Below are 26,030 nucleotides of genomic sequence, written 5' to 3' on the forward strand. Positions count from 1 at the left end.
CCCGCCACCGCCTGCCACCGCCCGTCACCGCTGCAGGTCGGCCGTCACCGTTCCACGAGGAAGTCGAGTACCCCCATGCCGTTCGAAGACCAGTTCAGCCATGCCCTGCGGCAGGCCGTCGATGCCGCACCGCCCCCGTCCGTCGATTCCATGGCGGTCGGGGCGCAGCAGCGCGGCCGCCGCCGCAAGCGCCGCCGGACCGTCGTCGCCGGGGCCGCCGCCGTCGCCCTGCTCGCCGGGGCGGGCGCGCTGACGGCCCACCAGAAGCCGACGACCACCGCCACGGGCCCGGCCCCGACGAGTTCGGCGACCGGCACCGCGCAGGCCTCCGCCTCGCCCGCTTCTCCGGCGGCGACCGGTGTCCCCGTTCCGGTCACCGCCCAGCAGATGCTCGAGCTCTTCCGTGCCCGGCTGCCCGCCGGCCTGGCGCTGAGCAAGCCCATGGGGCTGGGCTCCGAAACGACGCTCGGCCCGGGCCGCCCGCTGCGGCGGGCCATGGCCGCGTACGGCGTCACGGACGCACGGGGTGAGGGAAGCGTCATCGTCGAGGTCATCCGCCAGCGGCCGGGGAACCCGTCCGAGCGGAGCTTCTGCCCTCCGCCCACGGATCCGCCGACCTGCACCGCGACGCCCCGGCCGGACGGCGCCGTGCTGACGGTGAACCGTGCGAAGCGCGCGGCCGGCGGCGAGCAGGAGTGGCAGGTCAACCTGCTCGGGGCGGACGGCGTTCAGGTGAGCGTCAGGTCGAGCAACATCCCCGGTCCTCCCACCACCGCGACCAAGCCGACCCGCGACGCACCCGTGCTGGACACCGCGCAGCTGACCGCCATCGCACTCGACTCGGTGTGGCAGCAGGTGGCGGTCGGCCTGCCCGCGGACTTCAGCACCCCCCGCTGACCGCGGGGACCGGTGCACCACGAGGACCGCGCGAATCGGAAGGAACGGCATCGTACTTCCGTCTCGCGCAGGTCCCCGCGGTCCGGGCCGGTCGGTCGGGCGGCCCGGGCGACGAGCCCTACGGCTCCTGGTGGTCGGCGCCGGTGGGCAGCGGGCCCTGGACGGCGAGGGCCTCGGTCTCGGTGTCGGTGAAGAGGCGGGAGCGGATCAGGAACCGCACCCCTTCGGGGGCTTCCAGGGAGAATCCGCTGCCGCGGCCGGGGACGACGTCCACGGTGAGGTGGGTGTGCCGCCAGTAGGCGTACTGGTCGGCGCTGATCCAGAACGGGGTGCCTTCGGCGACGCGGCCGAGCAGCAGGTCCGAGGCACCGACCCGGAACTCGCCGCGCGGGTAGCACATCGGTGCACTGCCGTCGCAGCAGCCGCCGGACTGGTGGAACATCACCGGCCCGTGCACGGCCACCAGCGTCCTCAGCAACTCCTCGGCCGCGCCGGTGAGTTCGATCCTGGTGGGGGCCGGCTTCATCAGAAGAAGCCGAGCTTCTGACCGGAGTAGCTGACCAGGAGGTTCTTGGTCTGCTGGTAGTGGTCGAGCATCATCTTGTGGGTCTCGCGGCCGATGCCGGACTTCTTGTAGCCGCCGAAGGCGGCGTGCGCCGGGTAGGCGTGGTAGCAGTTGGTCCACACCCTGCCCGCCTTGATGGCGCGGCCGAGGCGGTAGGCGGTGTTGCCGTCGCGGGTCCAGACGCCGGCGCCGAGGCCGTAGAGGGTGTCGTTGGCGATGTGCAGGGCCTCCTCGACGGAGTCGTAGGTGGCGACGGAGACGACCGGGCCGAAGATCTCCTCCTGGAAGATCCGCATGTCGTTGGTGCCGCGGAAGATCGTCGGCTCGATGTAGTAGCCGCCGTCCAGGCCGGGCACGGTACGGGCGTTGCCGCCGGTGAGGACCTCGGCGCCCTCCTGCCGGCCGATGTCCAGGTAGGAGAGGATCTTCTCGTACTGGTCGTTGCTGGCCTGGGCGCCGATCATGGTGGCGGGGTCGAGCGGGTTGCCGGCGGTGATGGCCTCGGTGCGGGCGATGCAGCGGGCGATGAACTCGTCGTAGATGGAGGAGTGGACGAGCGCCCGCGACGGGCAGGTGCACACCTCACCCTGGTTGAGGGCGAACATCACGAAGCCCTCGACGGCCTTGTCGAGGTAGTCGTCGTCGGCGGCCATGACGTCCGGCAGGAAGATGTTCGGGCTCTTGCCGCCGAGTTCGAGGGTGACCGGGATGATGTTCTCGCTGGCGTACTGCATGATCAGGCGGCCGGTGGTGGTCTCGCCGGTGAAGGCGACCTTGGCGACGCGGGGGCTGGACGCGAGCGGCTTGCCGGCCTCCACGCCGAAGCCGTTGACCACGTTGAGGACGCCGGGCGGCAGCAGGTCGGCGACGAGTTCGACGACCAGCAGGATGGACACCGGGGTCTGCTCGGCCGGCTTGAGGACGACGCAGTTGCCGGCCGCGAGCGCCGGGGCGAGCTTCCAGGCGGCCATCAGGATCGGGAAGTTCCACGGGATGATCTGGCCGACCACGCCGAGCGGCTCGTGGAAGTGGTACGCGACGGTGTCGGCGTCGATCTCGGCGATGCCGCCCTCCTGGGCGCGGACGACGCCGGCGAAGTAGCGGAAGTGGTCGACGGCGAGCGGGAGGTCGGCGGCGAGGGTCTCCCGGACGGGCTTGCCGTTCTCCCAGCTCTCGGCGACGGCGAGCTTCTCGAGGTTCTGCTCGATCCGGTCGGCGATCCGGTTGAGGATGTTGGCCCGCTCGGTGGTGGAGGTGCGGCCCCAGGCGTCGGCGGCGTTGTGCGCTGCGTCCAGGGCGAGTTCGACGTCGGCCGCGGAGGAGCGGGCGACCTGGCAGAACACCTGGCCGGTCACCGGCGAGGGGTTGTCGAAGTAGCGCCCTTCCACCGGGGCGACCCACTTGCCGCCGATGAAGTTGTCGTAGCGCTGGGCGAAGCTGACGATGCTGCCCTCGGTTCCGGGCTGGGCGTACACCATGGCGGCTCTCCTCGTCGAAAGGCGCGGGCGGGGGCGCCGGCGGCCGTCCCTCTGCCGTGGCGCGCGGGCCACTCTCACCTCTTCGGGTTGGTGAAAGGTTGGTGCCGCGAGGCCGCCGGGGCTCAGTCCCGCAGGGCGGCCTGCAGCCGGCTGAGCGCGATCGCCCGCCGCCCGTCGCCGGGGGCGAGGGAGCGCAGCGCGTGTTCGTGCACCTCGGCGTCGTACGGGGCGAGTTCGCCGTAGCGCAGGGCGGGTTCGGGGGCGGCCCCGGCCAGTACGGCGGAACGGACGGCGACCGCCAGGTACTCGCGGTGCTCGACGATGCCGGGGGCCTCGGAGTGCGGCAGCAGCGGCCCGGTGTAGTGCTGCAGGGCGGTGGCGGTGTCGCCGCGTTCCAGCGCGCGCAGCACGGTCGCCGCGTCGCAGTCGACGGGGGCGGCGAGCCGGTAGCGGCGGGCGGTGATGGCGCCGCCGAGGGCGCGGCGCAGGTGGGAGATCTCGGCCTTGAGGGTGGTGGCGGTGACCGGCCGGTCTCCGTACAGGGCGGTGCGCAGCCGGTCGGCGGAGAAGCCGCCTGGCTCCAGGGCGAGCAGGGTGAGGATCTCCAACTGCCGGGGCGGCAGGCGCAGGGCGGTGCCGTCACGGGTGGCTTCCTCGCGGCCCAGGCAGGTGAGCCGGATGCCCTCGGATGCCGGGGCCGCGGTGTCGGCGGGGAGTGCGGCGCCGATCGCAGCGGCGAGGGTGCGGACGGTGGTGAGCGCGAGCGGGTGCGAGCGGTCCCAGGTGGTGGAGAGGTCGAGGGTGCCGAGGATGCGGCCGTCGGAGCTGCGGACGGGTGCGCAGTAGCAGACCCAGCCGTGCAGGGCGGAGACCAGGTGTTCGGCGGAGAACACGGTGGCGGCGCGGCCGGTGCGCAGGGCGAGGGAGAGGGCGTTGGTGCCCATGGCGGGCTCGTCCCAGTGGGAGCCGGGGGCGAAGTTGACGCGTTCGGCCTTGCGCTGCATGACGCGGCCGCCGCAGGTCCACAGGATGGTGCCGGACGCGTCGGTGACGGCGACGACGAACCCGGCGTCGTCGGCGATGGAGCGGAGTTCGCCGGCGAGGGCCTCGACCGGGGCGCGGAGCGGCGAGCCGGCCCAGCGCGAACCGGGGTCGCTGATGGGTGCGCTGGTGCGGCCGGGGTCGACGGTGGTCAGGGAGCGCAGCCAGGAGTCGGCGACCTCGGGCCGGACGGCGGCGGAGCCGGCCGGGGTGTGCAGGTCGAGCGGGGGGTGCGGGTCGGCGGCCTGCCGCGGTACCCAGCGGGACCACTCGTCCTCCAGCGCCGCCCTGCGCCGGCGAAGATCACCATGCACTGCCTCGACCCCTTCGACCTCGTCGTCGACGACGGGCCTTCCGGCGGTCCCGTCGACAGGGCTGTTCGTCCCGGTTCGCCCAGTGTGGCCGAACCGGGCGGGCCTGGCCAGGAGGTGGTGCCCGTGGCGCCGCGGGCCGGCGCGGGGCCGCGGTACGTGTACGGGCGGCGCCGGGCGCGGCAGTTCGCCGCGGCACCGGCCGGGACGAGTGGGGCTGGGCCGCGCGGGCGGGGCTGCGGCGGCGGGCGGGGTGCGGGCCGCGCCAGGCGTTCAGCGGGTCCACATCTGCGCTCCGTCGGGCGGCCACCTCGATGCCGACCGGCCACGGGAGACATACGGGTGACCGGCCCGTCATGAGCCTGACGGGGTGCCGGGAGCCGTCCGGAGCGCAGTGCGTCCAGCCCCGTCCACGACCAGGGAGAGTCCGCGATGACCACCGCCCCCGTCCTCACAACGTCCGTTCCCCAGCAGACCGTTCCCCAGCGGGCCGCCGCTGCCGCCCCGTCCGCGAAGCCGGCCGCGCCCGCCGGCTACAGCGTCGCCCTGGCCCAGGACGAGGGCGACGTCCGGGCCGCGCAGCGGTTGCGCCACCGGGTGTTCGCCGAGGAGATGGGCGCCGTCCTGGACAGCCCGCTGCCGGGCCTGGACGCCGACCCGTTCGACGACTTCTGCGACCACCTGCTGGTGCGCGAGAACGCGACCGGCGAGGTGGTCGGCACGTACCGGCTGCTGCGCCCGCAGGCGGCCCGGCGGGCCGGCCGGCTGTACTCCGACACCGAGTTCGACCTGTCGCGGCTGTCCGGGCTGCGCGACGGGATGGTGGAGGTCGGGCGTTCCTGCATCGACGCGGACCACCGGGGCAGCGGCGCCGTGGTCAACCTGATGTGGGGCGGCATCGCCCGCTACCTGACCACCACCGGCAACTCCTGGGTGGCGGGCTGCTGTTCCGTCCCGCTGGCCGACGGCGGCAGCGCCGCGGCCGGTGTGCGGGACGCGGTGCTCGCCAAGCACCTCGCGCCCGAGGAGTACCGGGTCGCCCCGCTGCGCCCGTGGGAGCACGCGGGGATCGAGCGCCCGGCCAGGGCGGTGATCCCGCCGCTGCTGCGCGGCTACCTGCGGCTGGGCGCCTGGGTGTGCGGGGAGCCCGCGCACGACCCGGACTTCGGCGTCGCCGACCTGTACGTGCTGCTGTCGCTGGAGCGGACCGACCCCCGCTACCTGCGGCACTTCCTGTCCGCCGGGCCCGCCTTGTGAACACCTGGCTGCCGACCGCGCCCTGCACGCCGGAGGACTGCGTGGCCGGCGCGGACCCGGCGGTCGGCCCCGGCCGGCAGCTGCTGCGCGGCGTGTCCTGCGCGGGGCTGCTGCTCGCCGGGGTGGCGCTGGCACCACTGGTCCGCGGCTGCTGCGGGCCGGCGCTGCGCGAGCGCCTGGTGCGGCGCTGGGCCCGGCTGCTGGTCGGCTCGCTCGGCGTGGAGCTGCGGGCGGGCCCGCCACCATGGACGGACGGCGGTGTGCTGCTGGTGTCCAACCATGTGTCGTGGCTGGACATCCTGCTGGTGCTGGCCGTCCGGCCGGGCCGGATGCTGGCGAAGACGGAGGTGCGGCGCTGGCCGCTGATCGGCCCGCTGGCAGCCTGGGCCGGCACCCTGTTCCTGGACCGGGACCGGCTGCGCACGCTGCCGGCCACCGTGGACCTGGTCGCCGCGGCGCTGCGCCGCGGCGAGCCGGTGGCGGTCTTCCCTGAGGGCAGCACCTGGTGCGGGCGCAGCGGCGGGCGGTTCCGGCCGGCCCTGTTCGAGGCGGCCGTGCGTGCCGGGGCGACCGTCCAGCCGATGGCGGTGCGCTACCGGCTCGCGGACGGGCGGACGGCGACCGTCGCGGCGTTCGTCGGCGAGGACGGACTGCTCGCCTCGCTCCGCCGGGTGCTCGCCGCCCGCGGGCTGGTGGCGGAGGTGGAGTTCCGCGCGCCGATCCCGGCGGGTACGGCGGGCCGCCGGGAACTGGCCGCAGCGGCTCGGGCTGCGGTGTTCGGCACCCCGCTCCCGCGCGCCCCGGCGGCGCCCGCCGAAAGCACCCGGCACACGGCCGACCGCCTGCCGGCCGCCGCCTGAACCCGCCCGCCCGGCCGGCAGCGGCCCGGGCGGGGTGGCGGACGGCTCAGCGTGCGACCGCGAGCACCTCGCGGACGGTCTGCGGGTCGTCGAGGAGCCGCAGCATCCGCTGGGCGACCTCGGCGCGTGGGACGGTCCAGCCGCCGCGCACGTTCTGCCCGCGGGCCGTCCGGGAGGTGCCGGTGGCCGGCCCGTCGGTGAGCCGGGGCGGGCGGACGACCGTCCAGTCGAGGCCGCTGTCGCGCAGTTCGTCCTCCATCCGGGCCAGGTCGGCGTAGTGCGGCCGCAGCGCGGCCTTGACGGCCGGCCCGAAGAGGTGGCGCATCAGGAAGCCGTCGCCGGGGTCGTACCGGGGCGGGGCGGGGCGGCCGGGCGAGGGCACCGTGCCGACGGGCGCGGCGCTGACCACGACGATCCGCCGGGTGCCGGTGCTGCGCATCGCGCGGACGAGGGCGCGGGTGCCGCGCTCGGCGACGCCCGCCTCGGCGTTGGAGCGGGCGCCGAGGCCGGAGAGCACGGCGTCGGCGCCGTCGACGGCGCGTTCCACGGCGGCCGGGTCGGGGTCGGCGAGGTCGGTGGTGACGACCCGAATCCGGTCGGACGCCCGTTGCTCGGGGGTGAGCCGGTCGGGGTTGCGGACGAGCACGGTTGTCTGGTGGCCGGCGGCCAGCGCCTGGTCGAGGAGGTGGCGGCCGATGCCGCCGGTGGCGGCGACGACGGTGAGTCTCACGGTGGTCTCCCGGTGGGTCAGTGGATGCGGGTGAGCTTCTCGGGGTTGGTCACGAAGTAGATGTCGCGGACGTGGTCGCCGTCTGCGGTCGGCTCGACCACCAGGACGGCGAACGGCTCCTCGCCGGCGAAGAGGACGGCCGACGGGTCGCCGTTGGCCCGGGCCCAGCGGACGTGCAGGGCGGCGGCGTTCCGGGCCGCGCCGGCCATCAGCGTCCGGGCGACCTGTTCGCGGCCGTGCACGGGCCGGCGCCCGGCCGCCGGGGCCCGGCCGCCGCCGTCGGCCCACAGGGTGACGTCGGGGGCGAGCAGGTCGAGCAGTGCGTGCAGGTCGCCGCCTCCGACGGCCGCGGCGAACCGCTCGGTGACCCGGCGGCGCAGCGCTGCGTCGGTGCGGTAGCGGGGGCGCCTGGCGTGCACGTGCTCGCGGGCGCGGTGGGCGGTCTGGCGGACGGCGGCGGGGGTGCGGCCGAGCAGGTCGGCGATCTCGGTGTGCTGGTAGCCGAAGACCTCGTGCAGCACGAAGACGGCCCGCTCCAGCGGGGAGAGCGTCTCCAGGACGACCATCAGGGCCATCGAGACGGACTCGGCCTGCTCGGCCTCCTCCGCGGTGCCGGCGGGCGGTTCGGCGCCGGCGGGGGCGACGAGCGGTTCGGGCAGCCAGGGGCCGAAGTAGGTCTCCCGGCGGCGGGTGACCGCGGCCCGGCGGGCGAGCGCCTTGTTGACGGCGATCCGCACCAGGTAGGCGCGGGTGTTGTCGATCCGCGCGGTGCCGCGGCCGGCCCAGGCGAGCCAGGTCTCCTGCAGCACGTCCTCGGTGTCGGCGACGGTGCCGAGCATGCTGTAGGCGATGGAGAAGAGCAGGTCGCGGTGGTCGACGAAGGCCCGGGTCGCCCCGTCGCCGTCGGCTGCGCTGCCGGTCATGGTGTGCCTCCCGTGTGCGGTCACCGATCGAGAGCAGCACAGGGGGCCCGGGTGTGACATCCACCCCGCCGGATGTGACCCGGGTCTCACCCGGGTACCGCGTACGGCGCCCGGCGGGCCGATACTGGCGGGGTGGTGGACGGGACGGTGGTCGACGAGAGTCCGCGTGCACGGCCGGCCGGGGCGATGGCGCGGTGCGCGCCCTGGTACGCCGGGTACCGCCAGGCGGGTCTGCCGCCGGGACGGCACCGGGGGCTGCCCTCGCCGTACCTGACGCTGATCTTCACCCTGGACGATCCGCTGACGGTGGCCGAGCACCCGGAGCCGGGCCGCGGGCCGCAGGACTACACGGCGCTGCTGGGCGGGCTGCACACCGTGCCGGCGCTGATCACCCACTCCGGGCGGCAGTCGGGCATCCAGGTGGCGCTGGACCCGCTGGCGGCGCGCCCGCTGCTGGGGCTGCCGGCCGGCGAGCTGGCGGGGCTGGACCTGCCCGCGGAGGACCTGCTGGGGCCGCTCGCCGGGGAGATCCGGGAGCGGATGCTGGCCGCGGCCGGCTGGCCGGAGCGGTTCGCGGTGCTGGACGCGCTGCTCCCCCGGGCCGCGGGGCCGTTCGGGGAGGTCGCACCGGAGGTCCGCCGGGCGTGGTCGGTGCTGCGGCGCAGTGGTGGCCGGGTGCCGGTGGCGGCGCTGGCGGCGGAGGTGGGGTGGAGCGAGCGGCATCTGGCGGCGCGGTTCCGGGTGGAGACCGGGCTGTCGCCGAAGGCCGCGGCGCGGGTGGTGCGCTTCGACCGGGCCCGCCGGATGGCGGCGTCCGGGGGCGGCCGGCTGGCCGAACTCGCGGCGGCCTGCGGCTACTTCGACCAGGCTCATCTGGCGCGGGAGTTCCGTGCGCTGGCGGGGGTGGCGCCGAGCGTGTGGCTGGCGGAGGAGTTCCGATTCGTCCAAGCCGGGGTGCCGGAGGCGGTGCAGTCTGGGGTGTGACGGCACGGGCCGGCACACGGAGGTGGATTCGGATGGGTACGGCAGAGGTCCCGGCGGGCGGGCCCGCACCGCAGGTGTGGCCGACGCTGCGGGCGCACGACGCGCGGAAGCTGATCGCCTTCCTGGTGGAGGCGTTCGGTTTTGAGGAGACCGCGGTGTACGGCGAGGGGGACGTGGTGCACCACGCGCAGGTGAGCTGGCCGGAGGGCGGCGGGGTGATGCTGGGCTCCGTCCGCGAGGACCCGGACGACGGGGACGGCGGCGGGCCGACCCCGCCGGGCAGCTTCGGCGCGTACGTGGTGACGGCGGACCCGGACGCGGTGCACGCCCGGGCGGTCGCGGCGGGGGCGGAGATCGTGACTGGCCTGCACGAGACGGACTACGGCTCTCGGGACTTCGCCGCCCGCGACCCGGAGGGCAACCGCTGGTACTTCGGCACGTACCGCGGCGAGCCGCGCGGACGTGGCTGAGGAAAGGGCACGCGCGCCCCTTGTGGGGCGACCGGACGGCCTTCTGTGCGGCAGCCGTCGCCGCGGCAGGCCCCGGGGGCGGCTCCAGCGGGCTGGGCCCACCGGGTGAATTGACGTCTTCGCAGGTCACAGGGGGTTATGACGCCGAGTGCGGTGGCGGTTGCGGGCGTACGATGGTGCGAGTACGAGCCCTTGCGGCCCCGTCACAGCCTCCGGGCTGGAGAGAGGGGGTGGCCCGGTGTCGGTGCCTCCCGGCAGTCAGACTCCTTCCACCGCACCCCGGTCGACCGGCTCGGGTGCCGGCGAGAAGGGTCTGAAGACCGGCGCGCTCGGCCTGGTGTCGTCCGTCGCCATCGGCCTGGCCTCCACGGCCCCCGCGTACAGCCTTGCGGCGACGCTGGGCATCCTCGTCGTCGGGGTGGGGCTGCAGGCGCCGATCGTCACCGTCCTGGCGTTCATCCCGATGCTGCTGATCGCCGTGTCCTACAAGGAGTTGAACGCCTCCGACCCGGACTGCGGGACGACGTTCACCTGGGCGGCCCGGGCGTTCGGCCCGCGGACGGGCTGGATGGGCGGCTGGGGCATCATCGTCGCCGACATCATCGTGATGGCGAACCTGGCGCAGATCGCGGGCATCTACGGCTTCCAGCTGTTCGGGCTGGACTCGCTGGCCGAGTCGACGACCTGGACGACCGTCGCCGGTGTCGCCTGGATCGCCGTCATGACGTGGATCTGCTACGTCGGCATCGAGCTGTCCGCGGCCCTGCAGCGCTGGCTGCTGGCCATCGAGGTCGTGATGCTGGTGCTGCTGTCGGTGACGGCCCTGGTCAAGGTGTACGGGGAGAACCCGCCGTCGACGGCGATCGAGGTCGACGCCTCCTGGTTCAACCCCTTCGAGGTGTCGTCGTCGACCGCGTTCACCGCGGGCATCCTCTCGGCGGTCTTCATCTACTGGGGCTGGGACACCGCGGTGTCGGTGAACGAGGAGACGGCCGACTCGGCCCGCACCCCCGGCCGGGCGGCGGTCATCTCGACGGTGCTGCTGCTGGCCATCTACGCCCTGGTGTCGACCTCGGCCATGGCCTTCGCGGGCATCGGCACGGAGGGCATCGGGCTCGGCAACGAGGAGAACTCCGGGGACGTGCTGTCGGGGCTCGGCGACGCGGTGTTCGGCACCACCGGCTTCGGCGGGTTCCTCAGCAAGCTGATGATCTTCATGGTGCTGACCTCGTCGGCCGCGTCCACCCAGACGACGATCCTGCCGACCGCCCGGACGAGCTTCTCGATGGCCACGCACAAGGCGCTGCCCTCGCACTTCGCCCGGGTGCACGCCCGGCACCTCACGCCGACCTGGTCGACGATCGGCATGGGCATCGCCTCGATCGCCTTCTACGTGCTGCTCACCGCGATCAGCGGCAACGTGCTCGCCGACTCGATCGCCTCGGTGGGCCTGGGCATCGCGTTCTACTACGGCCTGACCGGCTTCGCCTGCGTCTGGTACTACCGGCGGGTGCTGACCCGCAGCGTCAAGGACTTCTTCCTGAAGGGCGTCGCCCCGCTGGCGGGCGGTCTGATGCTGCTGTACTTCTTCTGCTACGGCGCCTTCGACGTGTACGCCGACCCGGACTACGGCTCCACCTCGATCGACCTGCCGATCTTCGGCGACACCGGCGGTGTGACCGTCATCGGCATCGGCGCACTGCTGCTCGGTGTCGTGCTGATGCTCGTGCAGTGGGCCGTGCAGGGCTCGTGGTTCCGCCGGCCGGACGTGCCGAAGGAGGCGGCGGACAGAGCCACCGCGCCGTGAGGCAGCGGGCCGGCCGCTGCCGGGGCATCAATCCGTGTCGGGGAAGCGCCAGCGGGTCGGGGAGCCGCGGAAGTCGGTGTGCAGCAGGCCGATCGCCTGCGCCGGGCGCACCCGCACGGTGGCGTTGACGGCCGGGTCGAGGAAGTCGACGCCGTACGCCACCGCGTACTTGGCATTGAGCGCGGCCAGAAAGGCGGCGATCTCCGCCGGGTCGGCGGTCGGCTCGGCCCGCCCCTCCAGCACCACGGGGTCGCGCGGGTCCTCGGTGGCCACCACGCAGTCGGGCCGCTCCGCGAGATTGCGCATCTTGCGGGAGGAGACGCTGCTGGAGAACCAGAACGCGTCGTCCAGCCAGACGCCCCAGACCGGCATGGTGTGCGGGCGGCCGTCCGGGCGCACCGAGGACACCCAGTAGTCGTGCGAGCCGGCCAGCCGCTTCACCGCCCACTCCCAGTCGAGCAGGCCGGAACCCTCGTCGGCCGGCCGGATGCCGTAACCGGGCATGTAGGGACGCCCTGCGGTCGGCTCGGTCATGGTGCTGACTCCCTCCGACGGCGGCAGGTGGTCCCAGCCTAGGGCGATTCGCCGCAGGCAGGCGGGCAACCCGTGATTCTCGTCCGTGCCCCGGCACGCGGCCGTTACCAGCGGGCGTGGACCTGGGCGCGGATGCGGCGGTCGTAGAGGTCGCGGACGGCGTCCAGGGCGGCCTCGGAGAGCGGGGGCAGGGCGGCGGCGGCCGCATTGGCGCGGGCCTGCTCGGGGTTGCGGGCGCCGGGGATGACGGTGGTCACGGCCGGCTGCTGGATGATCCAGCGCAGTGCCGTCTGGGCCGGGGTGGCGCCCTCCGGGGCGAGTGCCGAGAACTCGGCGGCCGCCTCGACGCCGGTCGCGAAGTCCACGCCGGAGAAGGTCTCGCCCTGGTCGAAGGACTCGCCGTGCCGGTTGTAGGTGCGGTGGTCGTCGGCGGCGAAGACGGTGTCGCGGGTGTAGCGGCCGGAGAGCAGGCCGGAGGCGAGCGGCACCCGGGCGAGGATGCCGACCCCGGCCTCGGCGGCGGCCGGCAGCACCCGCTCCAGCGGCTTCAGCCGGAAGGCGTTGAGGATGATCTGCACGCTGGCGACGTTCGGACGGGCGATCGCGGTCAGCGCCTCGTCGCAGGTCTCGACGCTGACGCCGTACGCCGCGATCCGCTCCTCGGCGACCAGGGTGTCCAGGGCGTCGAACACCTCGTCGGTGGAGTACACCGGGGTCGGCGGGCAGTGCAGTTGCACCAGGTCGAGCCGCTCCACGCCCAGGTTGGTGCGGGAACGGTCGGCCCAGGAACGGAAGTTGGCGAGGTTGTAGTGCTCCGGCCGCTGCTCGGCGCGGCGGCCGAACTTGGTGGCCACGAACACCCCCGAGTCGGGGCGCTCCTTGAGGTGGCGGCCGATCAACTGCTCGCTGCGGCCGTCGCCGTAGACGTCCGCCGTGTCGAAGAGGGTGACGCCGGCCTCGACGGAGGCGTCCAGCACGGCGAGGGCGTCCTGTTCGCGGACGTCACCCCAGTCCGCGCCGAGCTGCCAGGTGCCGAGTCCGACGACGGAGACCGGGCGGCCGGTCCGGCCGAGTACGCGCTGTTCCATGGGACGAGCCTCTCATCCCCGGCTCCGGCGGCGCGTGCAGGGCCCGTTCGTGTCCCCGCCGCACGAACCGCGCCGGTGATCAGGCGGTGGGCAGGCGCCTGGCCGGAACGCGTTCCCGACGGACGCCGCCGGGGAGCAGGTCTCCCGGCTCGCCGGTGCCGGTGAAGCCGTGGCGCTCGTAGAGGGCGGCCGCCGCGGCGTTGCCCCGCATCACGGACAGCCGCAGCGTGCGGGCGCCACCCGCGATCGCCCACTGCTCGACGGCCCGGATCAGGGCGTCGGCCACCCCGCGGCCGCGGGCCGCCGGGTCGACCCACATCGAGACCAGTTCGACGCCGCCCGGCTCCGCCGCGGGGATGCCCCCGACCGTGCCGGCCGGCCGTCGAGCACGGCGGCGAGGTTGTGCCCGCCGGGGATCTCCAGCCGGGCACGCCACCGGTCCTCCCGGTCGCCGGGGCCCTGCCGGTCCGCCGGGACGGATCCGAACGCCGCAGTCGCCCCGGTCGGCGCCGTCAGCCGCAGCTCACGCCACAGGCGCCAGTCGTCGGAGTGCAGAACGCGCAGTTCCAGCACGGTCCGGACTCTGCCGACCGCGCCGCCACGGCGCAAGGGAATTGCTGTCGGGCCTCGGACAGGGCCTTGCACGGTCAGCCGGCGGCGGGAGGCCGCGGCCGAGCAGCAGGGCGACGTCGAGGGCGGCCACGGCGATCGCCACCAGGAACGGGCCCCGGCCGGGCACGGCCGGGGCCAGCAGGGCCGCCCCCGCGGCCAGGGCGAGCACGAGGGCGTCGAGCGGGCCGAGAGGCCGCCCCGGGCCGAGCACCAGCACCGCCGTGGCCGCCGCCATGCAGGCCGAGGCGCAGGCCGCCGACGCCCGCGGGCCGAGCCGCTGGGGCAGGCCGAGGACGCCCGCGGCACGGTCGGCGGCGATGTCCGGCAGCACATTGGCGAAGTGCGCGCCGCAGCCCAGCAGTGCGGCCGCGGCCGTCACCCACCACGGCGGAAGCGGGGCCCCGGGCGGCGCAGTGGCGAAGGCGGGCAGCAGTCCGAACGCCAGCGCATAGGGCAGCCAGGAGAACAGGGTGCCCTTCAGCCGCAGGTTGTACGCCCAGCCTGCGGCGACACCGGCGAGGTGGGCCGCACCGGCCCGGGGCCCGCAGGCGAGCGAGAGCGGGACGGCCGCGGCGAGGGCCACGGCGGCGGCCGTGCCGACCGTCCTCGGGGCGAGGGCACCGCGGGCGAGCGGCTTGTCGGCCCGGCCTGCGGCGGTGTCCCTGGCGAGGTCGATCCGGTCGTTGGACCAGCCGATGGAGAGCTGGCCCGCGGCCACCGCGGCCCCGGTCAGCAGGACGGCTCCGACCGGCCGGCCCGCGGCGGCGGCCAGGGCGGCGCCGAACAGGGTGACGGCCGCGGCCGGTGCCGGGTGGCAGGCGGCGAGCAGCCGGACCGGTCGGCGGAACCACCGCCCGGCCGCGGCACCGACCGCCCCACTGGACATGCCGTCAGGCTACGGCCCGTCACGGCGGGAGCCCCGGAACGGCGCACGGGGAAGTCCCGCCGGACGGGGGCGGACGGAGGACCGCACCGGCGCCGGGCCGTGCCACGCCCGGGAGCACCTGTTTCGCCGTATTGGTCAGCTCTGTCCCTATCCTGAGCCGATGACCCGAATCGTGGCGGTGAGCGGGGTACTGCCGGCGCACCGGTACCGGCAGGAGGAGATCGCCGAGGCGCTGGCGGCGCTCTGCCTGCCGCCGGGGACGGACCGGGCGGCGCTGCGGCGCCTGCACGCCGGCGCCGGGGTGACGACCCGCCACCTGGCGCTGCCGCTCGAGCGGTACGCGGACATCGACGGCTTCGGGCAGGCGAACGACGCCTTCATCGCCGCCGCCCTGGACCTCGGCGAGCGGGCCGTACGGGCCGCGCTCGCCGAGTCGGGGCTGGCCGCGGAGGAGATCGACCTGGTGGTATCGACCTCGGTCACCGGCATCGCGGCGCCCTCGCTGGAGGCGCGGCTGGCCGGACCGCTGGGGCTGCGTCCGGACGTCCGCCGGCTGCCGGTCTTCGGGCTGGGCTGTGCGGCGGGCGCGGCGGGCCTCGCCCGGCTCCACGACCACCTGGCCGGCCGGCCCGGGCAGGCGGCGCTGCTGCTCTCCACCGAACTGTGCTCGCTCACCCTGCAGCGCTCGGACGCCTCCACCGCCAACCTGGTGGCCTCCGCACTGTTCGGGGACGGCGCGGGCGCGCTGCTCGCGGTCGGCCCCGGGCATCCGCGGTACGGCACCTCGCGCGGGCCGGAGGTGGTGGCGACCCGCAGCCGGCTGTACCCGGGCACCGGGCACCTGCTGGGCTGGGACATCGGCGACCGCGGCTTCCGGATCGTGCTCGGCGGCGAACTGCCGGAACTGGCCGGGCTGCACGTCACGGAGGAGGTCGCGGCGTTCCTCGCCGAGCACGACCTGAAGCCCGCGGACGTCACCGCCTGGATCTGCCACCCGGGCGGCCCCAAGGTGCTCGACGCGCTCCAGGACGGGCTCGGCCTGCCGGAGTCGGCGCTCGCACCGAGCCGCCGCTCGCTGGCGCGCTCGGGCAACCTGTCGTCCGCGTCGGTGCTGCACATCCTGCGCGACGTCGTGGCGGAGGGACCGCCGCCGCCCGGCTCGACCGGCCTGGTGCTGGCGCTCGGGCCGGGATTCTGCTCCGAACTCGTCCTGCTCCGCTGGTGATCGAGGACCCGATGACCTGGTACACCCTGCTCGTCCTGCTGGTGGCCGCCGAACGGCTGGCCGAACTGGCCGTCGCCCGCCGCAATGCCGCGTGGAGCCTGGCCCGCGGCGGCACCGAGCACGGCCGCGGCCACTACCCGCCGATGGTGCTGCTGCACAAGGCGCTGCTGGTCGGCTGCCTGCTCGAACCCGTCCTCGCCGACCGGCCGTTCACGCCGGCGCTCGGGGTGCCGATGCTGCTGGTGGTGGTCGCGGCACAGGGGCTGCGCTGGTGGTGCATCGCCTCGCTCGGGCCGCGCTGGAACACCCGGGTGATCGTGGTGCCCGGCCTGCCGCTGGTCACCCGCGGCCCCTACCGATGGCTGCGGCACCCCAACTACCTGGCGGTGATGGCGGAGGGTGCGGCGCTGCCGCTGGTGCACTCGGCGTGGGTGACGGCCTCCGCCTTCACCGTGCTGAACCTGTGGCTGCTCGGTGTGCGGATCCGCTGCGAGGAGGCGGCGCTGGGCGGGGCGGCGCCGGCGGCCGCGCAGTGATCGACCTGCTGGTGGTCGGCGGCGGGCCGGCCGGGCTGGCCACGGCGGTGCACGGCGCGCTCGCCGGGCTGGAGGTCGTGGTGGCCGAGCCGCGCCCCACCCCGGTCGACAAGGCCTGCGGCGAGGGGCTGATGCCGGCCGCCGTCCGCGCGCTGGCGCGGCTGGGCGTGGAGCCGCCGGGCCGGGCCTTCCACGGCATCCGCTACCTGGAGGCCGACGGCGGCCGCAGTGCCGAGGCGCACTTCCGGGCCGGCCACGGCCTCGGCGTGCGGCGTACCGCACTGCACGCGGCGCTGGCCGCCCGCGCCGCCGAACTCGACGTCCGCATCGTGCCGTTGCGGGTGGAGGGGGTGGAGGTCGGGGCCCGGTCGGTGGCTGCGGCCGGGCTGACGGCCCGCCATCTGGTGGCCGCGGACGGGCTGCACTCCCCCGTACGCCGGGCCCTGGGTCTGCACCGGCCGGGCCCGTCCGGGCGGCCGGCCCGGTACGGGCTGCGCCGGCACTATCCGGTCGCGCCGTGGTGCGAGGCGGTGGAGGTGCACTGGTCGGCGCGGGCCGAGGCGTACGTGACGCCGATCGGGCCGGAACTGGTCGGGGTGGCGCTGCTCACCTCGGACCGGGCGCCGTTCGACGAGCAGCTGGCGCGCTTCCCGCTGCTGGCGGCGCGGCTGCCGGCGGGGGCCGGTACGGCGGTCCGCGGGGCCGGTCCGCTGCACCAGCGGGCCCGGGCACGGGTGGCGGGGCGGGCGCTGCTGGTCGGTGACGCCGCCGGCTACCTGGACGCGCTCACCGGCGAGGGACTGTCGGTGGCGCTGGCCTGCGCGGGCGAGCTGGTGCGGTGCGTCAGGGCGGGCCGGCCGGAGGCGTACGAGCAGGCGTGGCGGCGGGCCTCGCGCAGCTACCGGCTGCTGACCGGGGCGCTGCTGTGGGCGCGGCAGCGGCCGGTGCTGGCGCCGCGGATCGTACCGCTGGCGGCGCGGCTGCCGCGGGTGTTCGAGGCCGGGGTGAACCTGCTGGCCTGAGCTCGTCCGGGCATGCGGCTGGTCGCCCGGGCGGCGGGTGGTCCGCACCGCCCCCGGGCGCCCCTCAAGGGGACGACGCCGCCCCCGCCCCGGGCCAGGCGCAGGCCCGGGGGCACAGGAGCGCAGGCCCGGCACAGGGGGCGCAGGAGCGGGGCGGCCCCTGTCCGGGCGTACGGGCAACCAGTAGGGGCGCGGCGCCCCTGGTGCGGCGCCCCGTGGCCGTTCGCGAGAATGCCGGGAGGGGACGACCGGCCCGGCCCGGGAGGACACCATGGCGCAGCACCGTCCGAGCTGTCCGCACTGCGGGCAGGGCACCGATTGGCGGACCATCCTCGACGAGGAGGAGCTGCGCGGCATCGACCGCCGCCGCCGGCGGGGCCTCGGGGTGCTGGTGGTGTGCTGTGCCGCGCTGCTGCCGTGGATCGCGTACCTGGCGGCGACGCTGCCCGCGCACTACGTGGCGGAGCAGTGGCGGGTGGCCTGGGTCGGCTTCGACCTGGGCCTGCTGGTGGCGCTCGCGGCGACCGCCTGGTTCGGCTGGCGGCGGCGCCGGCTGCTGGTGCCGTGGGCGCTGGCCGCGGGCGTGCTGCTGATCTGCGACGCCTGGTTCGACGTGATGCTGTCCTGGGGGCGAGAGGGCATGTGGGCCAGCCTCGGGGCCGCACTGCTGGTGGAGCTGCCGCTGGCGGCGGCGCTGCTGCTGCGGGTGCGGCGGATCCTGCAGCTCATGCTGCGGCACTACTGGCTGCTCGCCGAGCTGCCGGGCGAGCCGCCGCCGCTGTACCGGGCGCCGCTGTTCACCGATCCACTGCCGGACCCGCCGCGGCACCGGCCGGTCTGACCCCGGCGATCACCCGGCGCGACCGGAGGGGCTGCGGACTGTGGGCCGGCCGGGCGATCCCGCTGCGCGGACGACCCGCTCGGGTGCGCAAGGGGTGACACTGGGGATATGGCAGCGTCACCGGAGCGGAACGACGGGGACATCTTCACCCCGCCCGTCGTGGTGCGCCCGCCCACCCACGGGGCCCACCCGTACCGCCGGGTCGAGATCTACGGCCGGCTGGTCGGCAAGGCGTACCGCGAGGAGGACGTGGCGGAGTTCATCCGCCATGCCGGGGTTGCGGAGCCCGACCTCGACGACCCCGATCTGGTGGGCTGGCGCGGCGGCGACCGTACGGTGTGGGCCGCGGACGGCCCGGCCGACTGAGCCGGGTCCGGCGCGACGGCGGCGCCCCGCGCACACCGGCGCGCCACTCGGCCGGAGGCGGCCATCCAGGGCAATCGGACCACTCCAACCGCCGAGGGACGGGCCGCTCGGGTGGCCGGGCGGGCGGTGGCGGGCGCTAGTGGTAGCAGACCGCTCACGCCCGGTGAAGGAGTCCGCGATGCCCAAGGTCCGTCCGGCCGCCCTTTTTGCCTCCGTCCTGCTCGCCGCCGTCTGCCTCGGCTGCGCCCCGGGCGACCCGACGCCGGCGCCGCTGCCGGGCCGGCCCGCGCAGCAGGAGTCGGAGCCGGCGGCCCCGGTGCCGAGTGCGGAGGCCGAGCCGACCGAGCGGCTGATGCCGGGCACCCAGGTGTCGCTGGGCGAGGACGCCGGGCTCGGACCGATCCTGGTGGACGCCCAGGGTCGCACCCTCTACCTGTTCGCCGGCGACACCTCCACGCAGTCGACCTGCTACGAGGAGTGCGCGGCGCAGTGGCCGCCGCTCACCACCAAGGGCGTCCCGGTGGCGGGCACCGGGGTGGACGACGGTCTGCTCGGCATCGGCAAGCGCACCGACGGGACGGAGCAGGTGCTCTACAAGGGGCACCCGCTGTACTACTTCGCCGAGGACGCCGAGCCGGGGCAGGCCGGCGGACAGCTGTTCGACCGGTGGTTCACGGTGGACGCACTCGGCGACAAGGTGCTGGGCGGCTGAGGCCCGCACGGAGCCCGGATCGGCAGCGCCCGAACCGCACTGAATGGTGGTCTGCACCATTTTTCAGATCTGCATAGTCTTCCACAACAGACCCTGGAAATCTCCACCGGCCCGCCTCATCATTATGCACTACCGCGGGGTTCGATACCCGGCCCGGGAATTCCTCAAGAAAAGCTCAAATCTTGAAACCTCCCGACGACCTGCACATTCGTCAACTCTCGCACCCCGCAAGGCATTTGACGAATATTCATGATCATTTCCGTTCTGCGGAGATAACTTTTCGGAATCATGGGGTTCTGTTCGGCAAATCGATCCGCCTAGCCTTGGGCAACTCTCAACCCCTGCCATTCATCCGAGAGGTCAATCCCACCCATGGCTTCTGTCGACCAGCTCGCCCCGTCCTCCGCCCCGCCGTCAGGCACAGGCAGTCGCTCCCTGCGGCGCGAGGTCGGACTGATCGGCCTCCTCTGGGCCTCCGTCGGCTCGATCATCGGCTCCGGCTGGCTCTACGGCGCCAAGAACGCCGTCATGGTCGCCGGCCCGGCGGCGCTCATCTCCTGGGGCATCGGCGCGGTCGCCATCGTCCTGCTCGCCTTCGTCCACGCCGAGCTCGGCGGGCTCTTCCCGGTCGCCGGCGGCACCGCGCGCTACCCGCACTACGCCTTCGGCGGCCTGGCCGGCATGTCGTTCGGCTGGTTCTCCTGGCTGCAGGCCGCGACGGTCGCCCCGATCGAGGTCGAGGCCATGATCGGGTACGCCGGCCACTGGGAGTTCGCCAAGGGCTTCCTCAACGACAACGGCACCCTCACCCCCAGCGGCTTCGTGGTCGCGGTCGTGCTGATGGGCGTCTTCGTCGCGGTGAACTTCCTCGGCGTCCGCGTGCTGGCCCACACCAACTCCGCGGCGACCTGGTTCAAGATCTTCATCCCGCTGCTCACGATCTTCGTGCTCGCGGTGACCAACTTCCACGGCGGCAACTTCACCTCGCACGGCTTCGCGCCGTTCGGCCTGAAGGGCGTGCTCGCCGCGATCAGCACCAGCGGCATCATCTTCGCCCTGCTCGGCTTCGAGCAGGCGATCCAGCTGGCCGGCGAGAGCAAGAACCCCAAGCGCGACATCCCCCGCGCGGTGCTCGGCTCGGTCGCCATCGGCACCACGATCTACGTCCTGCTGCAGGTCGTCTTCATCGCCGCGCTGCCCGCCGGCGCCTTCGCCAAGGGCTGGGAGAACCTCGACTTCCCCGGCATCTCCGGCCCGTTCGCCGGCCTCGCCACCCTGGTCGGCCTCGGCTGGCTCGCCTGGGTGCTGTACTTCGACGCGATCGTCTCCCCCGGCGGCACCGGCCTGATCTACACCACCTCCACCTCGCGCATCTCCTACGGCCTGAGCAAGAACGGCTACGCGCCGCAGCTCTTCGAGAAGGTCGACAAGCGCGGCGTGCCGTGGTTCGGCCTGACCATCTCCTTCGTCACCGGCGTCATCTGCTTCCTGCCCTTCCCGAGCTGGCAGGAGCTGGTCGGCTTCATCACCTCCGCCTCGGTGCTGATGTACGCCGGCGCCCCGCTCGCCTTCGGCGCCCTGCGCCGCCGCCTGCCGGACCGCGAGCGCTCCTACCGCCTGCCGTTCGGCGAGGTCGTCGCGCCGCTGTCCTTCGTGGTCGCCACCCTGATCATCTACTGGACCGGCTGGCACACCCTGGCCCGCCTGGGCATCGCGATCCTCATCGGCTACCTGCTGCTCGGCAGCTACGCCGCGTACGCCACCCGCAAGGGCCTGCCGAACGCGCCCCGGCTCGACTGGCGCCCGGCGCAGTGGCTGCCGGCGTACCTGATCGGCCTCGGCCTGATCTCCTGGCAGGGCGGCTTCGGCGACGGTGTCGGCCGCATCCCGATGTGGTGGGACATGGCCCTGGTCGCGGCCTTCGCGCTGGGCATCTACGCCTGGGCGATCCGCGTCGCGCTGCCCGCCGACGCCATCGAGCAGAACATCGAGGACGTCGAGGTCGTCGACGAGGGCGGCCACTGACCGCTCGACCCCCAGCAGGAGCCCGGCCGCCCCACAGCGGCCGGGCTCCCCGGTTTTGGGGGCACATGGACATCCACGAGGGGCGCTGGGGGCACCTCCCGGGTGGTCGCCCGTGCGGCAGACGGTGCGGGCCGTTGACAACGGGAAGGCGCGGGGACGAAGCTAAGCAAGCGCTTAGTCAGCGCTCCGTCCACACCGTCCTTCCCGAGGCGAGGCCCATGAGCGACACCCACGAGACTCCACCCGGTCTCGACCTGGACCGGCTGCGCGAGCGGCTCGACGCCGACCTGCCGGGCACCGTCACCGGCCCGCTGCGCGCGCGGCTGTTCGAGGGCGGCAAGTCCAACCTGACCTATCTGCTGGAGGACGGCACCGGGCGGTGGGTGCTGCGCCGCCCGCCGCTGGGGCACGTCCTCGCCACCGCGCACGACATGACCCGCGAGTACACCGTGCTGGCCGGCCTGCACCCGACGCGGGTACCGGTGCCGGAGCCGCTGCTGCTGGTCGAGGACGCCGAGGTGATCGGCGCGCCGTTCTACCTCATGGAGTACGTCGAGGGCACACCGCACCGGGACGCCGCGGCCCTCGCCGCACTGGGCCCCGACCGCGTCCACGCGCTCGGCCTGCACCTGGTCGACACCCTGGTCGACCTGCACGCCGTCGAGCCGGAGGCGGTCGGACTCGGCGCCTTCGGCCGCCCCGAGGGCTTCCTGGAGCGACAGCTGCGCCGCTGGGGCAAGCAGCTGGACGCCTCGCGCAGCCGCGAGGTGGCCGGCATCGACGACCTGCACGAGCAGCTCGCCCGCACCCTGCCCGCCTCCCCCGCCCCCGCGCTGGTGCACGGCGACTACCGGCTGGACAACGTCCTGGTCGGCCCGGACGACCGCATCCGGGCGGTGCTCGACTGGGAGATGTCCACCCTCGGCGACCCGCTCACCGACCTCGGCCTGCTGGTGATGTACACCGAACTCGCCCGCCGCTTCGACGGCGTGCTGCCCGGTGCGGCGCTCGCCGAGGGTTTCCCGGAGACCGCCGAACTCGTCGCCCGCTACGCGGCCGGCTCCGGCCGGGACGTCTCCGCGCTCGGCTGGTACACCGGCTTCGCCTCGTTCAAGCTCGCGGTGGTGCTGGAGGGCATCCACTACCGCTTCACCCAGGGCGGCACGGTCGGCGCCGGCTTCGACCGCGTCGGCGAACTCGTCCCGTTGTTCGTGCAGTTCGGCCTCACCGCACTCAAGGAGCGCTGACCCGTGGACTTCTCCTTCGACACCCGCACCGAGGAGCTCCGCTCCCAGCTGCTCGACTTCATGGACGAGCACGTGTACCCGGCCGAGCCGGTGCTCGCGGCCCAGCTCGCCGACCCGGCCCGCGAGCCGTGGACCATCCCGGCGGTCGTCGGCGACCTCCGGACGGCCGCCAGGGAACGCGGCCTGTGGAACCTCTTCCTCCCCGGTGAGGCCGGCGCCGGCCTCACCAACCTCCAGTACGCGCCGCTCGCCGAGATCACCGGCCGGTCCGTGCTGCTCGCCCCCGCCGCGCTCAACTGCGCCGCCCCGGACACCGGGAACATGGAGGTCCTCGACCAGTTCGGCAGCGAGGAGCAGCGCAAGCAGTGGCTGGAGCCGCTGCTCGCCGGTGAGATCCGCTCCGCCTTCGCCATGACCGAGCCGGACGTCGCCTCCTCCGACGCCTCCAACATCACCACCCGGATCGAGCGGGACGGCGACGAGTACGTCGTCAACGGCCGCAAGTGGTACATCACCGGCGCGATGAACCCCAACTGCCGGATCTTCATCGTGATGGGCAAGACCGACCCCACCGCCGCCAAGCACCGGCAGCAGTCGATGATCCTGGTGCCCCGCGACACCCCCGGCGTCACCGTGAAGCGCGGCATGACCGTCTTCGGCTACGAGGACCAGGACCACGGCGGCCACGCCGAGGTGGTCTTCGAGAACGCCCGCGTGCCGGCCGCCAACCTGATCGGCGAGGAGGGCTCGGGCTTCGCCATCGCCCAGGCCCGGCTCGGCCCCGGCCGCATCCACCACTGCATGCGGGCCATCGGCATCGCCGAGCGGGCCCTGGAGCTGATGTGCCGCCGGGCCGTCGACCGGGTGGCGTTCGGGCGGCCGCTCGCCGACCAGGGCGTGGTGCAGGAGTGGATCGCCGAGTCGCGGGTGCGGATCGAGCAGGCCAGGCTGCTGGTGCTCAAGACCGCCTGGCTGATGGACACCGTCGGCAACCGCGGTGCGCACACCGAGATCCAGGCCATCAAGATCATCGTCCCGCAGACCGTCGAGTGGGTCCTCGACAAGGCCGTCCAGGCACACGGCGCCGCCGGCGTCAGCCAGGACACCCCGCTCGCCCAGCTCTGGGCCGGCAACCGCACCCTGCGGCTCGCCGACGGCCCCGACGAGGTGCACCGCCGCTCGCTCGCCCGCCGCGAACTGGCGCGCTACCAGAAGAAGGAGGGCTGAGATGGCCATCGGCGCACAGGAGATCCGAGGCCGCGTCGCGGCACTGCTCGCCGCGCACGACCCCGCCACCACCGACCGGCTCGACTTCCTGCGGGCCCGCTTCGACGCCGGCCTGGCCTGGGTGCACTTCCCCGAGGGGCTCGGCGGCCTCGGCGCGCCGCGGCCCCTGCAGGCCGTCGTGGACGCCGAGCTGGCCGCCGCCGGGGCGCCCGGCAACGACCCGCGGAAGATCGGCATCGGCCTCGGCATGGCCGCCCCCACCATCCTCAAGTACGGCACCGAGGAGCAGAAGCAGCGCTTCCTGCGGCCGCTGTGGACGGGCGAGGAGGTGTGGTGCCAGCTCTTCTCCGAGCCCGGTGCCGGCTCCGACCTCGCCGCGCTCGGCACCCGGGCCGTCCTCGACGGCGACACCTGGACGGTCGACGGCCAGAAGGTGTGGACGTCCAGCGCGCACACCGCCCGCTGGGCCATCCTGATCGCCCGCACCGACCCGGACGTGCCCAAGCACCAGGGCATCACCTACTTCGTCTGCGACATGACCGACCCCGGCGTCGACGTCCGGCCGCTGCGGCAGATCACCGGCGAGGCCGAGTTCAACGAGGTCTTCCTCACCGGCGTCCGCATCCCCGACGCGCACCGGCTCGGCGCCGTCGGCGAGGGCTGGCAGGTCGCCCAGACCACCCTCAACAACGAGCGGGTCGCCATCGGCGGCCAGGCCGCACCGCGCGAGGCCGGCATGGTCGGCGTCGTCGCCGAGACCTGGCGTGCCCGGCCGGAACTGCGCACCCACGACCTGCACCAGCGCCTCCTCAAGGGCTGGGTGGACGCCGAGGTCGCCCGGCTCACCGGTGAACGGCTGCGCCAGCAGCTCGCGCTGGGCCAGCCCGGCCCCGAGGGCGCCGCGATGAAGCTCGCCTTCGCCCGGCTCGCCCAGGAGTTGAGCGGCCTGGAGGTCGAACTCCTCGCCGAGGAGGGCCTCGCGTACGACGACTGGACGATGGTCCGGCCCGACCACGTCGACTTCACCGGCCGCGAGGCCGGCTACCGCTACCTCCGCGCCAAGGGCAACTCCATCGAGGGCGGCACCTCGGAGATCCTGCGCAACATCATCGCCGAGCGCGTCCTCGGCCTGCCCGGCGAGCCGCGCACCGACAAGAACGTGCCCTGGAAGGAGCTGCCGCGATGACCGACGCCACCGGCCCGGCCGACCTGCTGTACTCCGAGGTCGAGGAAGAACTGCGCAGCAGCGTAAGGGCGTTGCTCGACGACCACTGCCCGCCCGAGGCGATCCTCGCCCGCTGCGAGGGGTCGGCTCCGTACGACCCGGCGCTGTGGCGCAAGCTCGCCGCCGACCTCGGCACCACCGGCCTCCAGGTGCCCGAGGCGCTCGGCGGTGCCGGTGCCTCGCTGCGCGAAACCGCGGTCGTGCTTGAGGAGCTGGGACGCAGCGCGGCACCCGTGCCGTTCCTCGGCAGTGCCGTGCTCGCGACGACCGCCCTGCTCGCCTGCGGCGCCGAGGAGCTGGTGTCGGCGCTCGCCGGCGGGGAGCGGACGGCCGCGCTCGCCGTACCGCTGTCCACCGCGCCCGGTGCGAACTTCCCGGCGACCGTGCGGGTCGACGGTGCGGGCACCCTCAGCGGCCGGGTCACCTCGGTCGCCGACGCCCTCGTCGCGGACGTGCTGCTGGTGCCGGCCGTCGGGCCGGACGGGGCCGCTCTATATGCGGTCGAAGCGGCGGCGGCAGGACTGACCGTCGCCCGCCGGACGTCGCTGGACCTCACCCGCCCGCTGGCCGACCTCGCGCTGACCGGGGTGCCCGGGCGGCGGCTGGCCGCCGGTGCAGCGGCCGAGGCGGCCGTGCGGCGGGCGCTGCTGACGGGGGCCGGGCTGCTCGCCTCCGAGCAGCTGGGCCTTGCGGAGTGGTGCGTGGCCACCACGGTGGCGTACCTGAAGCAGCGGACGCAGTTCGCGCGGCCCGTGGGGTCGTTCCAGGCGCTGAAGCACCGGCTCGCGGACCTGTGGCTGGAGACGGTCGGGGCGCGGGCGGCCGCCCGGTACGCGGTGGACACGCTGGCTCGGGGCGATGCCGACGCGGAGATCGCCGTCGCGGTGGCGCAGGCGCACTGCGGGGCGGTGGCGGTGCGGGCGGCCGAGGAGTGCGTGCAGCTGCACGGCGGCATCGGGATGACCTGGGAGCACCCGGCGCACCTCTACCTCAAGCGCGCCAAGGCCGACCAGATCGCCCTCGGCACCCCGGGCGCCCACCGGTCCGCCCTGGCCCGCCTGGTGGACCTCCCGGCCCCGGTCGCCGGCTGAGACGAACCCCGAGGGGCCCCACGCGCCCCTCGGGGTTCACCCTGCTGGAACGGCGAAGCACAAAAAAACT

General features: G+C 74.5%; 26 protein-coding genes. 17 read left to right on the forward strand and 9 right to left on the reverse strand.

Translation table 11 applies throughout. The features are described from left to right. Positions 1-75 precede the first annotated feature (75 nt). The gene (locus ACQ614_RS08190; protein WP_431677716.1) at positions 76-897 is read left to right on the forward strand and encodes a hypothetical protein; all 822 of its coding nucleotides are present in this window, start codon (positions 76-78) and stop codon (positions 895-897) included. 118 nt (positions 898-1,015) lie between these two features. On the opposite strand, the gene ACQ614_RS08195 is transcribed toward ACQ614_RS08190, so the two are convergent. The 3 genes from ACQ614_RS08195 to ACQ614_RS08205 all read right to left on the reverse strand — a co-directional run bounded on the left by ACQ614_RS08195 (position 1,016) and on the right by ACQ614_RS08205 (position 4,295). Beyond that, a complete protein-coding gene (locus ACQ614_RS08195; protein WP_431677717.1) occupies positions 1,016-1,423 on the reverse strand; it encodes a DUF779 domain-containing protein in 408 nt (135 codons plus the stop codon). Beyond that, positions 1,423-2,940: an aldehyde dehydrogenase gene (adh, locus tag ACQ614_RS08200; RefSeq protein WP_431677718.1), complete on the reverse strand. Its 1,518-nt coding sequence runs from the start codon at positions 2,938-2,940 to the stop codon at positions 1,423-1,425. The genes ACQ614_RS08195 and adh overlap by 1 nt, the downstream gene beginning before the upstream one ends. Before the next feature lie 122 nt (positions 2,941-3,062). Continuing rightward, positions 3,063-4,295, reverse strand: a complete 1,233-nt coding sequence (locus ACQ614_RS08205) for a GAF domain-containing protein (protein WP_431677719.1) — start codon at positions 4,293-4,295, stop codon at positions 3,063-3,065. Between the two features lie 429 nt (positions 4,296-4,724). Here ACQ614_RS08205 and ACQ614_RS08210 point away from each other — a divergent pair, with 429 nt between their 5' ends. Next, positions 4,725-5,549 carry a GNAT family N-acetyltransferase gene (locus tag ACQ614_RS08210; protein WP_431677720.1) on the forward strand — a complete coding sequence of 275 codons (825 nt, stop codon included), beginning with the start codon at positions 4,725-4,727 and terminating at the stop codon, positions 5,547-5,549. A 41-nt stretch (positions 5,550-5,590) separates the two neighbouring features. Further along, positions 5,591-6,409: a lysophospholipid acyltransferase family protein gene (locus tag ACQ614_RS08215; RefSeq protein WP_431677721.1), complete on the forward strand. Its 819-nt coding sequence runs from the start codon at positions 5,591-5,593 to the stop codon at positions 6,407-6,409. 46 nt (positions 6,410-6,455) lie between these two features. Here the strand turns inward: ACQ614_RS08215 and ACQ614_RS08220 are convergent, their stop codons facing one another. Then, on the reverse strand, positions 6,456-7,139 hold the full coding sequence (locus ACQ614_RS08220; RefSeq protein ID WP_431677722.1) for an NAD(P)-dependent oxidoreductase: 684 nt from the start codon (positions 7,137-7,139) through the stop codon (positions 6,456-6,458). Positions 7,140-7,156: 17 nt separating this feature from the next. Then, positions 7,157-8,062, reverse strand: coding sequence for an RNA polymerase sigma factor SigJ (gene sigJ, locus ACQ614_RS08225; RefSeq protein WP_431677723.1), 906 nt, complete (start codon positions 8,060-8,062; stop codon positions 7,157-7,159). A 132-nt stretch (positions 8,063-8,194) separates the two neighbouring features. On the opposite strand from sigJ, the gene ACQ614_RS08230 reads away from it, so the two are divergent. The 3 genes from ACQ614_RS08230 (at position 8,195) to ACQ614_RS08240 (ending at position 11,323) form a co-directional block, all read left to right on the forward strand. Then, on the forward strand, positions 8,195-9,046 hold the full coding sequence (locus ACQ614_RS08230; RefSeq protein WP_431677724.1) for a helix-turn-helix transcriptional regulator: 852 nt from the start codon (positions 8,195-8,197) through the stop codon (positions 9,044-9,046). A gap of 32 nt (positions 9,047-9,078) precedes the next feature. Further along, complete coding sequence (locus tag ACQ614_RS08235) at positions 9,079-9,516, forward strand: VOC family protein (RefSeq protein WP_431677725.1); 438 nt, start codon at positions 9,079-9,081, stop codon at positions 9,514-9,516. Positions 9,517-9,754: 238 nt separating this feature from the next. Beyond that, entirely contained in the window at positions 9,755-11,323 is a 1,569-nt protein-coding gene (locus ACQ614_RS08240) for an APC family permease (protein ID WP_431677726.1), read from the forward strand. A 27-nt stretch (positions 11,324-11,350) separates the two neighbouring features. Here ACQ614_RS08240 and ACQ614_RS08245 read toward each other — a convergent pair whose 3' ends face one another. The 4 genes from ACQ614_RS08245 to ACQ614_RS08260 form a co-directional block, all read right to left on the reverse strand. Beyond that, the gene (locus tag ACQ614_RS08245) at positions 11,351-11,857 is read right to left on the reverse strand and encodes a pyridoxamine 5'-phosphate oxidase family protein (RefSeq protein ID WP_431677727.1); all 507 of its coding nucleotides are present in this window, start codon (positions 11,855-11,857) and stop codon (positions 11,351-11,353) included. Between the two features lie 104 nt (positions 11,858-11,961). Beyond that, the gene (locus ACQ614_RS08250) at positions 11,962-12,945 is read right to left on the reverse strand and encodes an aldo/keto reductase (protein WP_431677728.1); all 984 of its coding nucleotides are present in this window, start codon (positions 12,943-12,945) and stop codon (positions 11,962-11,964) included. Between the two features lie 79 nt (positions 12,946-13,024). Next, the gene (locus ACQ614_RS08255; RefSeq protein ID WP_431677729.1) at positions 13,025-13,381 is read right to left on the reverse strand and encodes a GNAT family N-acetyltransferase; all 357 of its coding nucleotides are present in this window, start codon (positions 13,379-13,381) and stop codon (positions 13,025-13,027) included. 87 nt (positions 13,382-13,468) lie between these two features. Continuing rightward, positions 13,469-14,443: a UbiA family prenyltransferase gene (locus ACQ614_RS08260; protein WP_431677730.1), complete on the reverse strand. Its 975-nt coding sequence runs from the start codon at positions 14,441-14,443 to the stop codon at positions 13,469-13,471. A gap of 160 nt (positions 14,444-14,603) precedes the next feature. On the opposite strand from ACQ614_RS08260, the gene ACQ614_RS08265 reads away from it, so the two are divergent. The 11 genes from ACQ614_RS08265 (at position 14,604) to ACQ614_RS08315 (ending at position 25,960) form a co-directional block, all read left to right on the forward strand. Further along, positions 14,604-15,668, forward strand: coding sequence for a type III polyketide synthase (locus tag ACQ614_RS08265; RefSeq protein WP_431677731.1), 1,065 nt, complete (start codon positions 14,604-14,606; stop codon positions 15,666-15,668). 11 nt (positions 15,669-15,679) lie between these two features. Further along, the gene (locus ACQ614_RS08270; RefSeq protein WP_431683863.1) at positions 15,680-16,204 is read left to right on the forward strand and encodes an isoprenylcysteine carboxyl methyltransferase family protein; all 525 of its coding nucleotides are present in this window, start codon (positions 15,680-15,682) and stop codon (positions 16,202-16,204) included. Next, positions 16,201-17,226, forward strand: a complete 1,026-nt coding sequence (locus ACQ614_RS08275; protein WP_431677732.1) for an NAD(P)/FAD-dependent oxidoreductase — start codon at positions 16,201-16,203, stop codon at positions 17,224-17,226. The genes ACQ614_RS08270 and ACQ614_RS08275 overlap by 4 nt, the downstream gene beginning before the upstream one ends. 271 nt (positions 17,227-17,497) lie before the next feature. After that, positions 17,498-18,067, forward strand: coding sequence for a hypothetical protein (locus ACQ614_RS08280; protein ID WP_431677733.1), 570 nt, complete (start codon positions 17,498-17,500; stop codon positions 18,065-18,067). 108 nt (positions 18,068-18,175) lie between these two features. After that, positions 18,176-18,433 (forward strand): hypothetical protein, encoded by a 258-nt coding sequence (locus tag ACQ614_RS08285; protein WP_363498951.1) that lies wholly within the window; start codon positions 18,176-18,178, stop codon positions 18,431-18,433. Positions 18,434-18,611: 178 nt separating this feature from the next. Beyond that, the gene (locus tag ACQ614_RS08290) at positions 18,612-19,145 is read left to right on the forward strand and encodes a COG4315 family predicted lipoprotein (RefSeq protein WP_431677734.1); all 534 of its coding nucleotides are present in this window, start codon (positions 18,612-18,614) and stop codon (positions 19,143-19,145) included. 372 nt (positions 19,146-19,517) lie between these two features. Further along, on the forward strand, positions 19,518-21,170 hold the full coding sequence (locus ACQ614_RS08295) for an APC family permease (RefSeq protein ID WP_431677735.1): 1,653 nt from the start codon (positions 19,518-19,520) through the stop codon (positions 21,168-21,170). Positions 21,171-21,388: 218 nt separating this feature from the next. Beyond that, positions 21,389-22,417, forward strand: coding sequence for a phosphotransferase family protein (locus ACQ614_RS08300; RefSeq protein WP_431677736.1), 1,029 nt, complete (start codon positions 21,389-21,391; stop codon positions 22,415-22,417). Positions 22,418-22,420: 3 nt separating this feature from the next. Beyond that, positions 22,421-23,644 (forward strand): acyl-CoA dehydrogenase family protein, encoded by a 1,224-nt coding sequence (locus ACQ614_RS08305; RefSeq protein ID WP_431677737.1) that lies wholly within the window; start codon positions 22,421-22,423, stop codon positions 23,642-23,644. A 1-nt stretch (position 23,645) separates the two neighbouring features. Further along, the gene (locus ACQ614_RS08310; RefSeq protein ID WP_431677738.1) at positions 23,646-24,830 is read left to right on the forward strand and encodes an acyl-CoA dehydrogenase family protein; all 1,185 of its coding nucleotides are present in this window, start codon (positions 23,646-23,648) and stop codon (positions 24,828-24,830) included. After that, positions 24,827-25,960, forward strand: a complete 1,134-nt coding sequence (locus tag ACQ614_RS08315) for an acyl-CoA dehydrogenase family protein (RefSeq protein WP_431677739.1) — start codon at positions 24,827-24,829, stop codon at positions 25,958-25,960. The genes ACQ614_RS08310 and ACQ614_RS08315 overlap by 4 nt, the downstream gene beginning before the upstream one ends. Positions 25,961-26,030: the final 70 nt, after the last annotated feature.

It is taken from the genome of Kitasatospora dryopteridis (assembly GCF_050749075.1).
Taxonomy (GTDB): Bacteria; Actinomycetota; Actinomycetes; order Streptomycetales; family Streptomycetaceae; genus Kitasatospora.

Excerpts from the sequence above, each read along its gene's own strand:
- adh (WP_431677718.1), bottom strand. The coding sequence starts at position 2,940 with ATGGTGTACGCCCAGCCCGGAACCGAGGGCAGCATCGTCAGCTTCGCC.
- ACQ614_RS08235 (WP_431677725.1), top strand. The coding sequence starts at position 9,079 with ATGGGTACGGCAGAGGTCCCGGCGGGCGGGCCCGCACCGCAGGTGTGG.
- ACQ614_RS08260 (WP_431677730.1), bottom strand. The coding sequence starts at position 14,443 with ATGTCCAGTGGGGCGGTCGGTGCCGCGGCCGGGCGGTGGTTCCGCCGA.
- ACQ614_RS08285 (WP_363498951.1), top strand. The coding sequence starts at position 18,176 with ATGGCAGCGTCACCGGAGCGGAACGACGGGGACATCTTCACCCCGCCC.
- ACQ614_RS08300 (WP_431677736.1), top strand. The coding sequence starts at position 21,389 with ATGAGCGACACCCACGAGACTCCACCCGGTCTCGACCTGGACCGGCTG.
- ACQ614_RS08190 (WP_431677716.1), top strand. The coding sequence starts at position 76 with ATGCCGTTCGAAGACCAGTTCAGCCATGCCCTGCGGCAGGCCGTCGAT.
- ACQ614_RS08245 (WP_431677727.1), bottom strand. The coding sequence starts at position 11,857 with ATGACCGAGCCGACCGCAGGGCGTCCCTACATGCCCGGTTACGGCATC.
- sigJ (WP_431677723.1), bottom strand. The coding sequence starts at position 8,062 with ATGACCGGCAGCGCAGCCGACGGCGACGGGGCGACCCGGGCCTTCGTC.
- ACQ614_RS08265 (WP_431677731.1), top strand. The coding sequence starts at position 14,604 with ATGACCCGAATCGTGGCGGTGAGCGGGGTACTGCCGGCGCACCGGTAC.
- ACQ614_RS08210 (WP_431677720.1), top strand. The coding sequence starts at position 4,725 with ATGACCACCGCCCCCGTCCTCACAACGTCCGTTCCCCAGCAGACCGTT.
- ACQ614_RS08290 (WP_431677734.1), top strand. The coding sequence starts at position 18,612 with ATGCCCAAGGTCCGTCCGGCCGCCCTTTTTGCCTCCGTCCTGCTCGCC.
- ACQ614_RS08315 (WP_431677739.1), top strand. The coding sequence starts at position 24,827 with ATGACCGACGCCACCGGCCCGGCCGACCTGCTGTACTCCGAGGTCGAG.
- ACQ614_RS08195 (WP_431677717.1), bottom strand. The coding sequence starts at position 1,423 with ATGAAGCCGGCCCCCACCAGGATCGAACTCACCGGCGCGGCCGAGGAG.
- ACQ614_RS08295 (WP_431677735.1), top strand. The coding sequence starts at position 19,518 with ATGGCTTCTGTCGACCAGCTCGCCCCGTCCTCCGCCCCGCCGTCAGGC.
- ACQ614_RS08280 (WP_431677733.1), top strand. The coding sequence starts at position 17,498 with ATGGCGCAGCACCGTCCGAGCTGTCCGCACTGCGGGCAGGGCACCGAT.
- ACQ614_RS08250 (WP_431677728.1), bottom strand. The coding sequence starts at position 12,945 with ATGGAACAGCGCGTACTCGGCCGGACCGGCCGCCCGGTCTCCGTCGTC.
- ACQ614_RS08310 (WP_431677738.1), top strand. The coding sequence starts at position 23,646 with ATGGCCATCGGCGCACAGGAGATCCGAGGCCGCGTCGCGGCACTGCTC.
- ACQ614_RS08270 (WP_431683863.1), top strand. The coding sequence starts at position 15,680 with ATGACCTGGTACACCCTGCTCGTCCTGCTGGTGGCCGCCGAACGGCTG.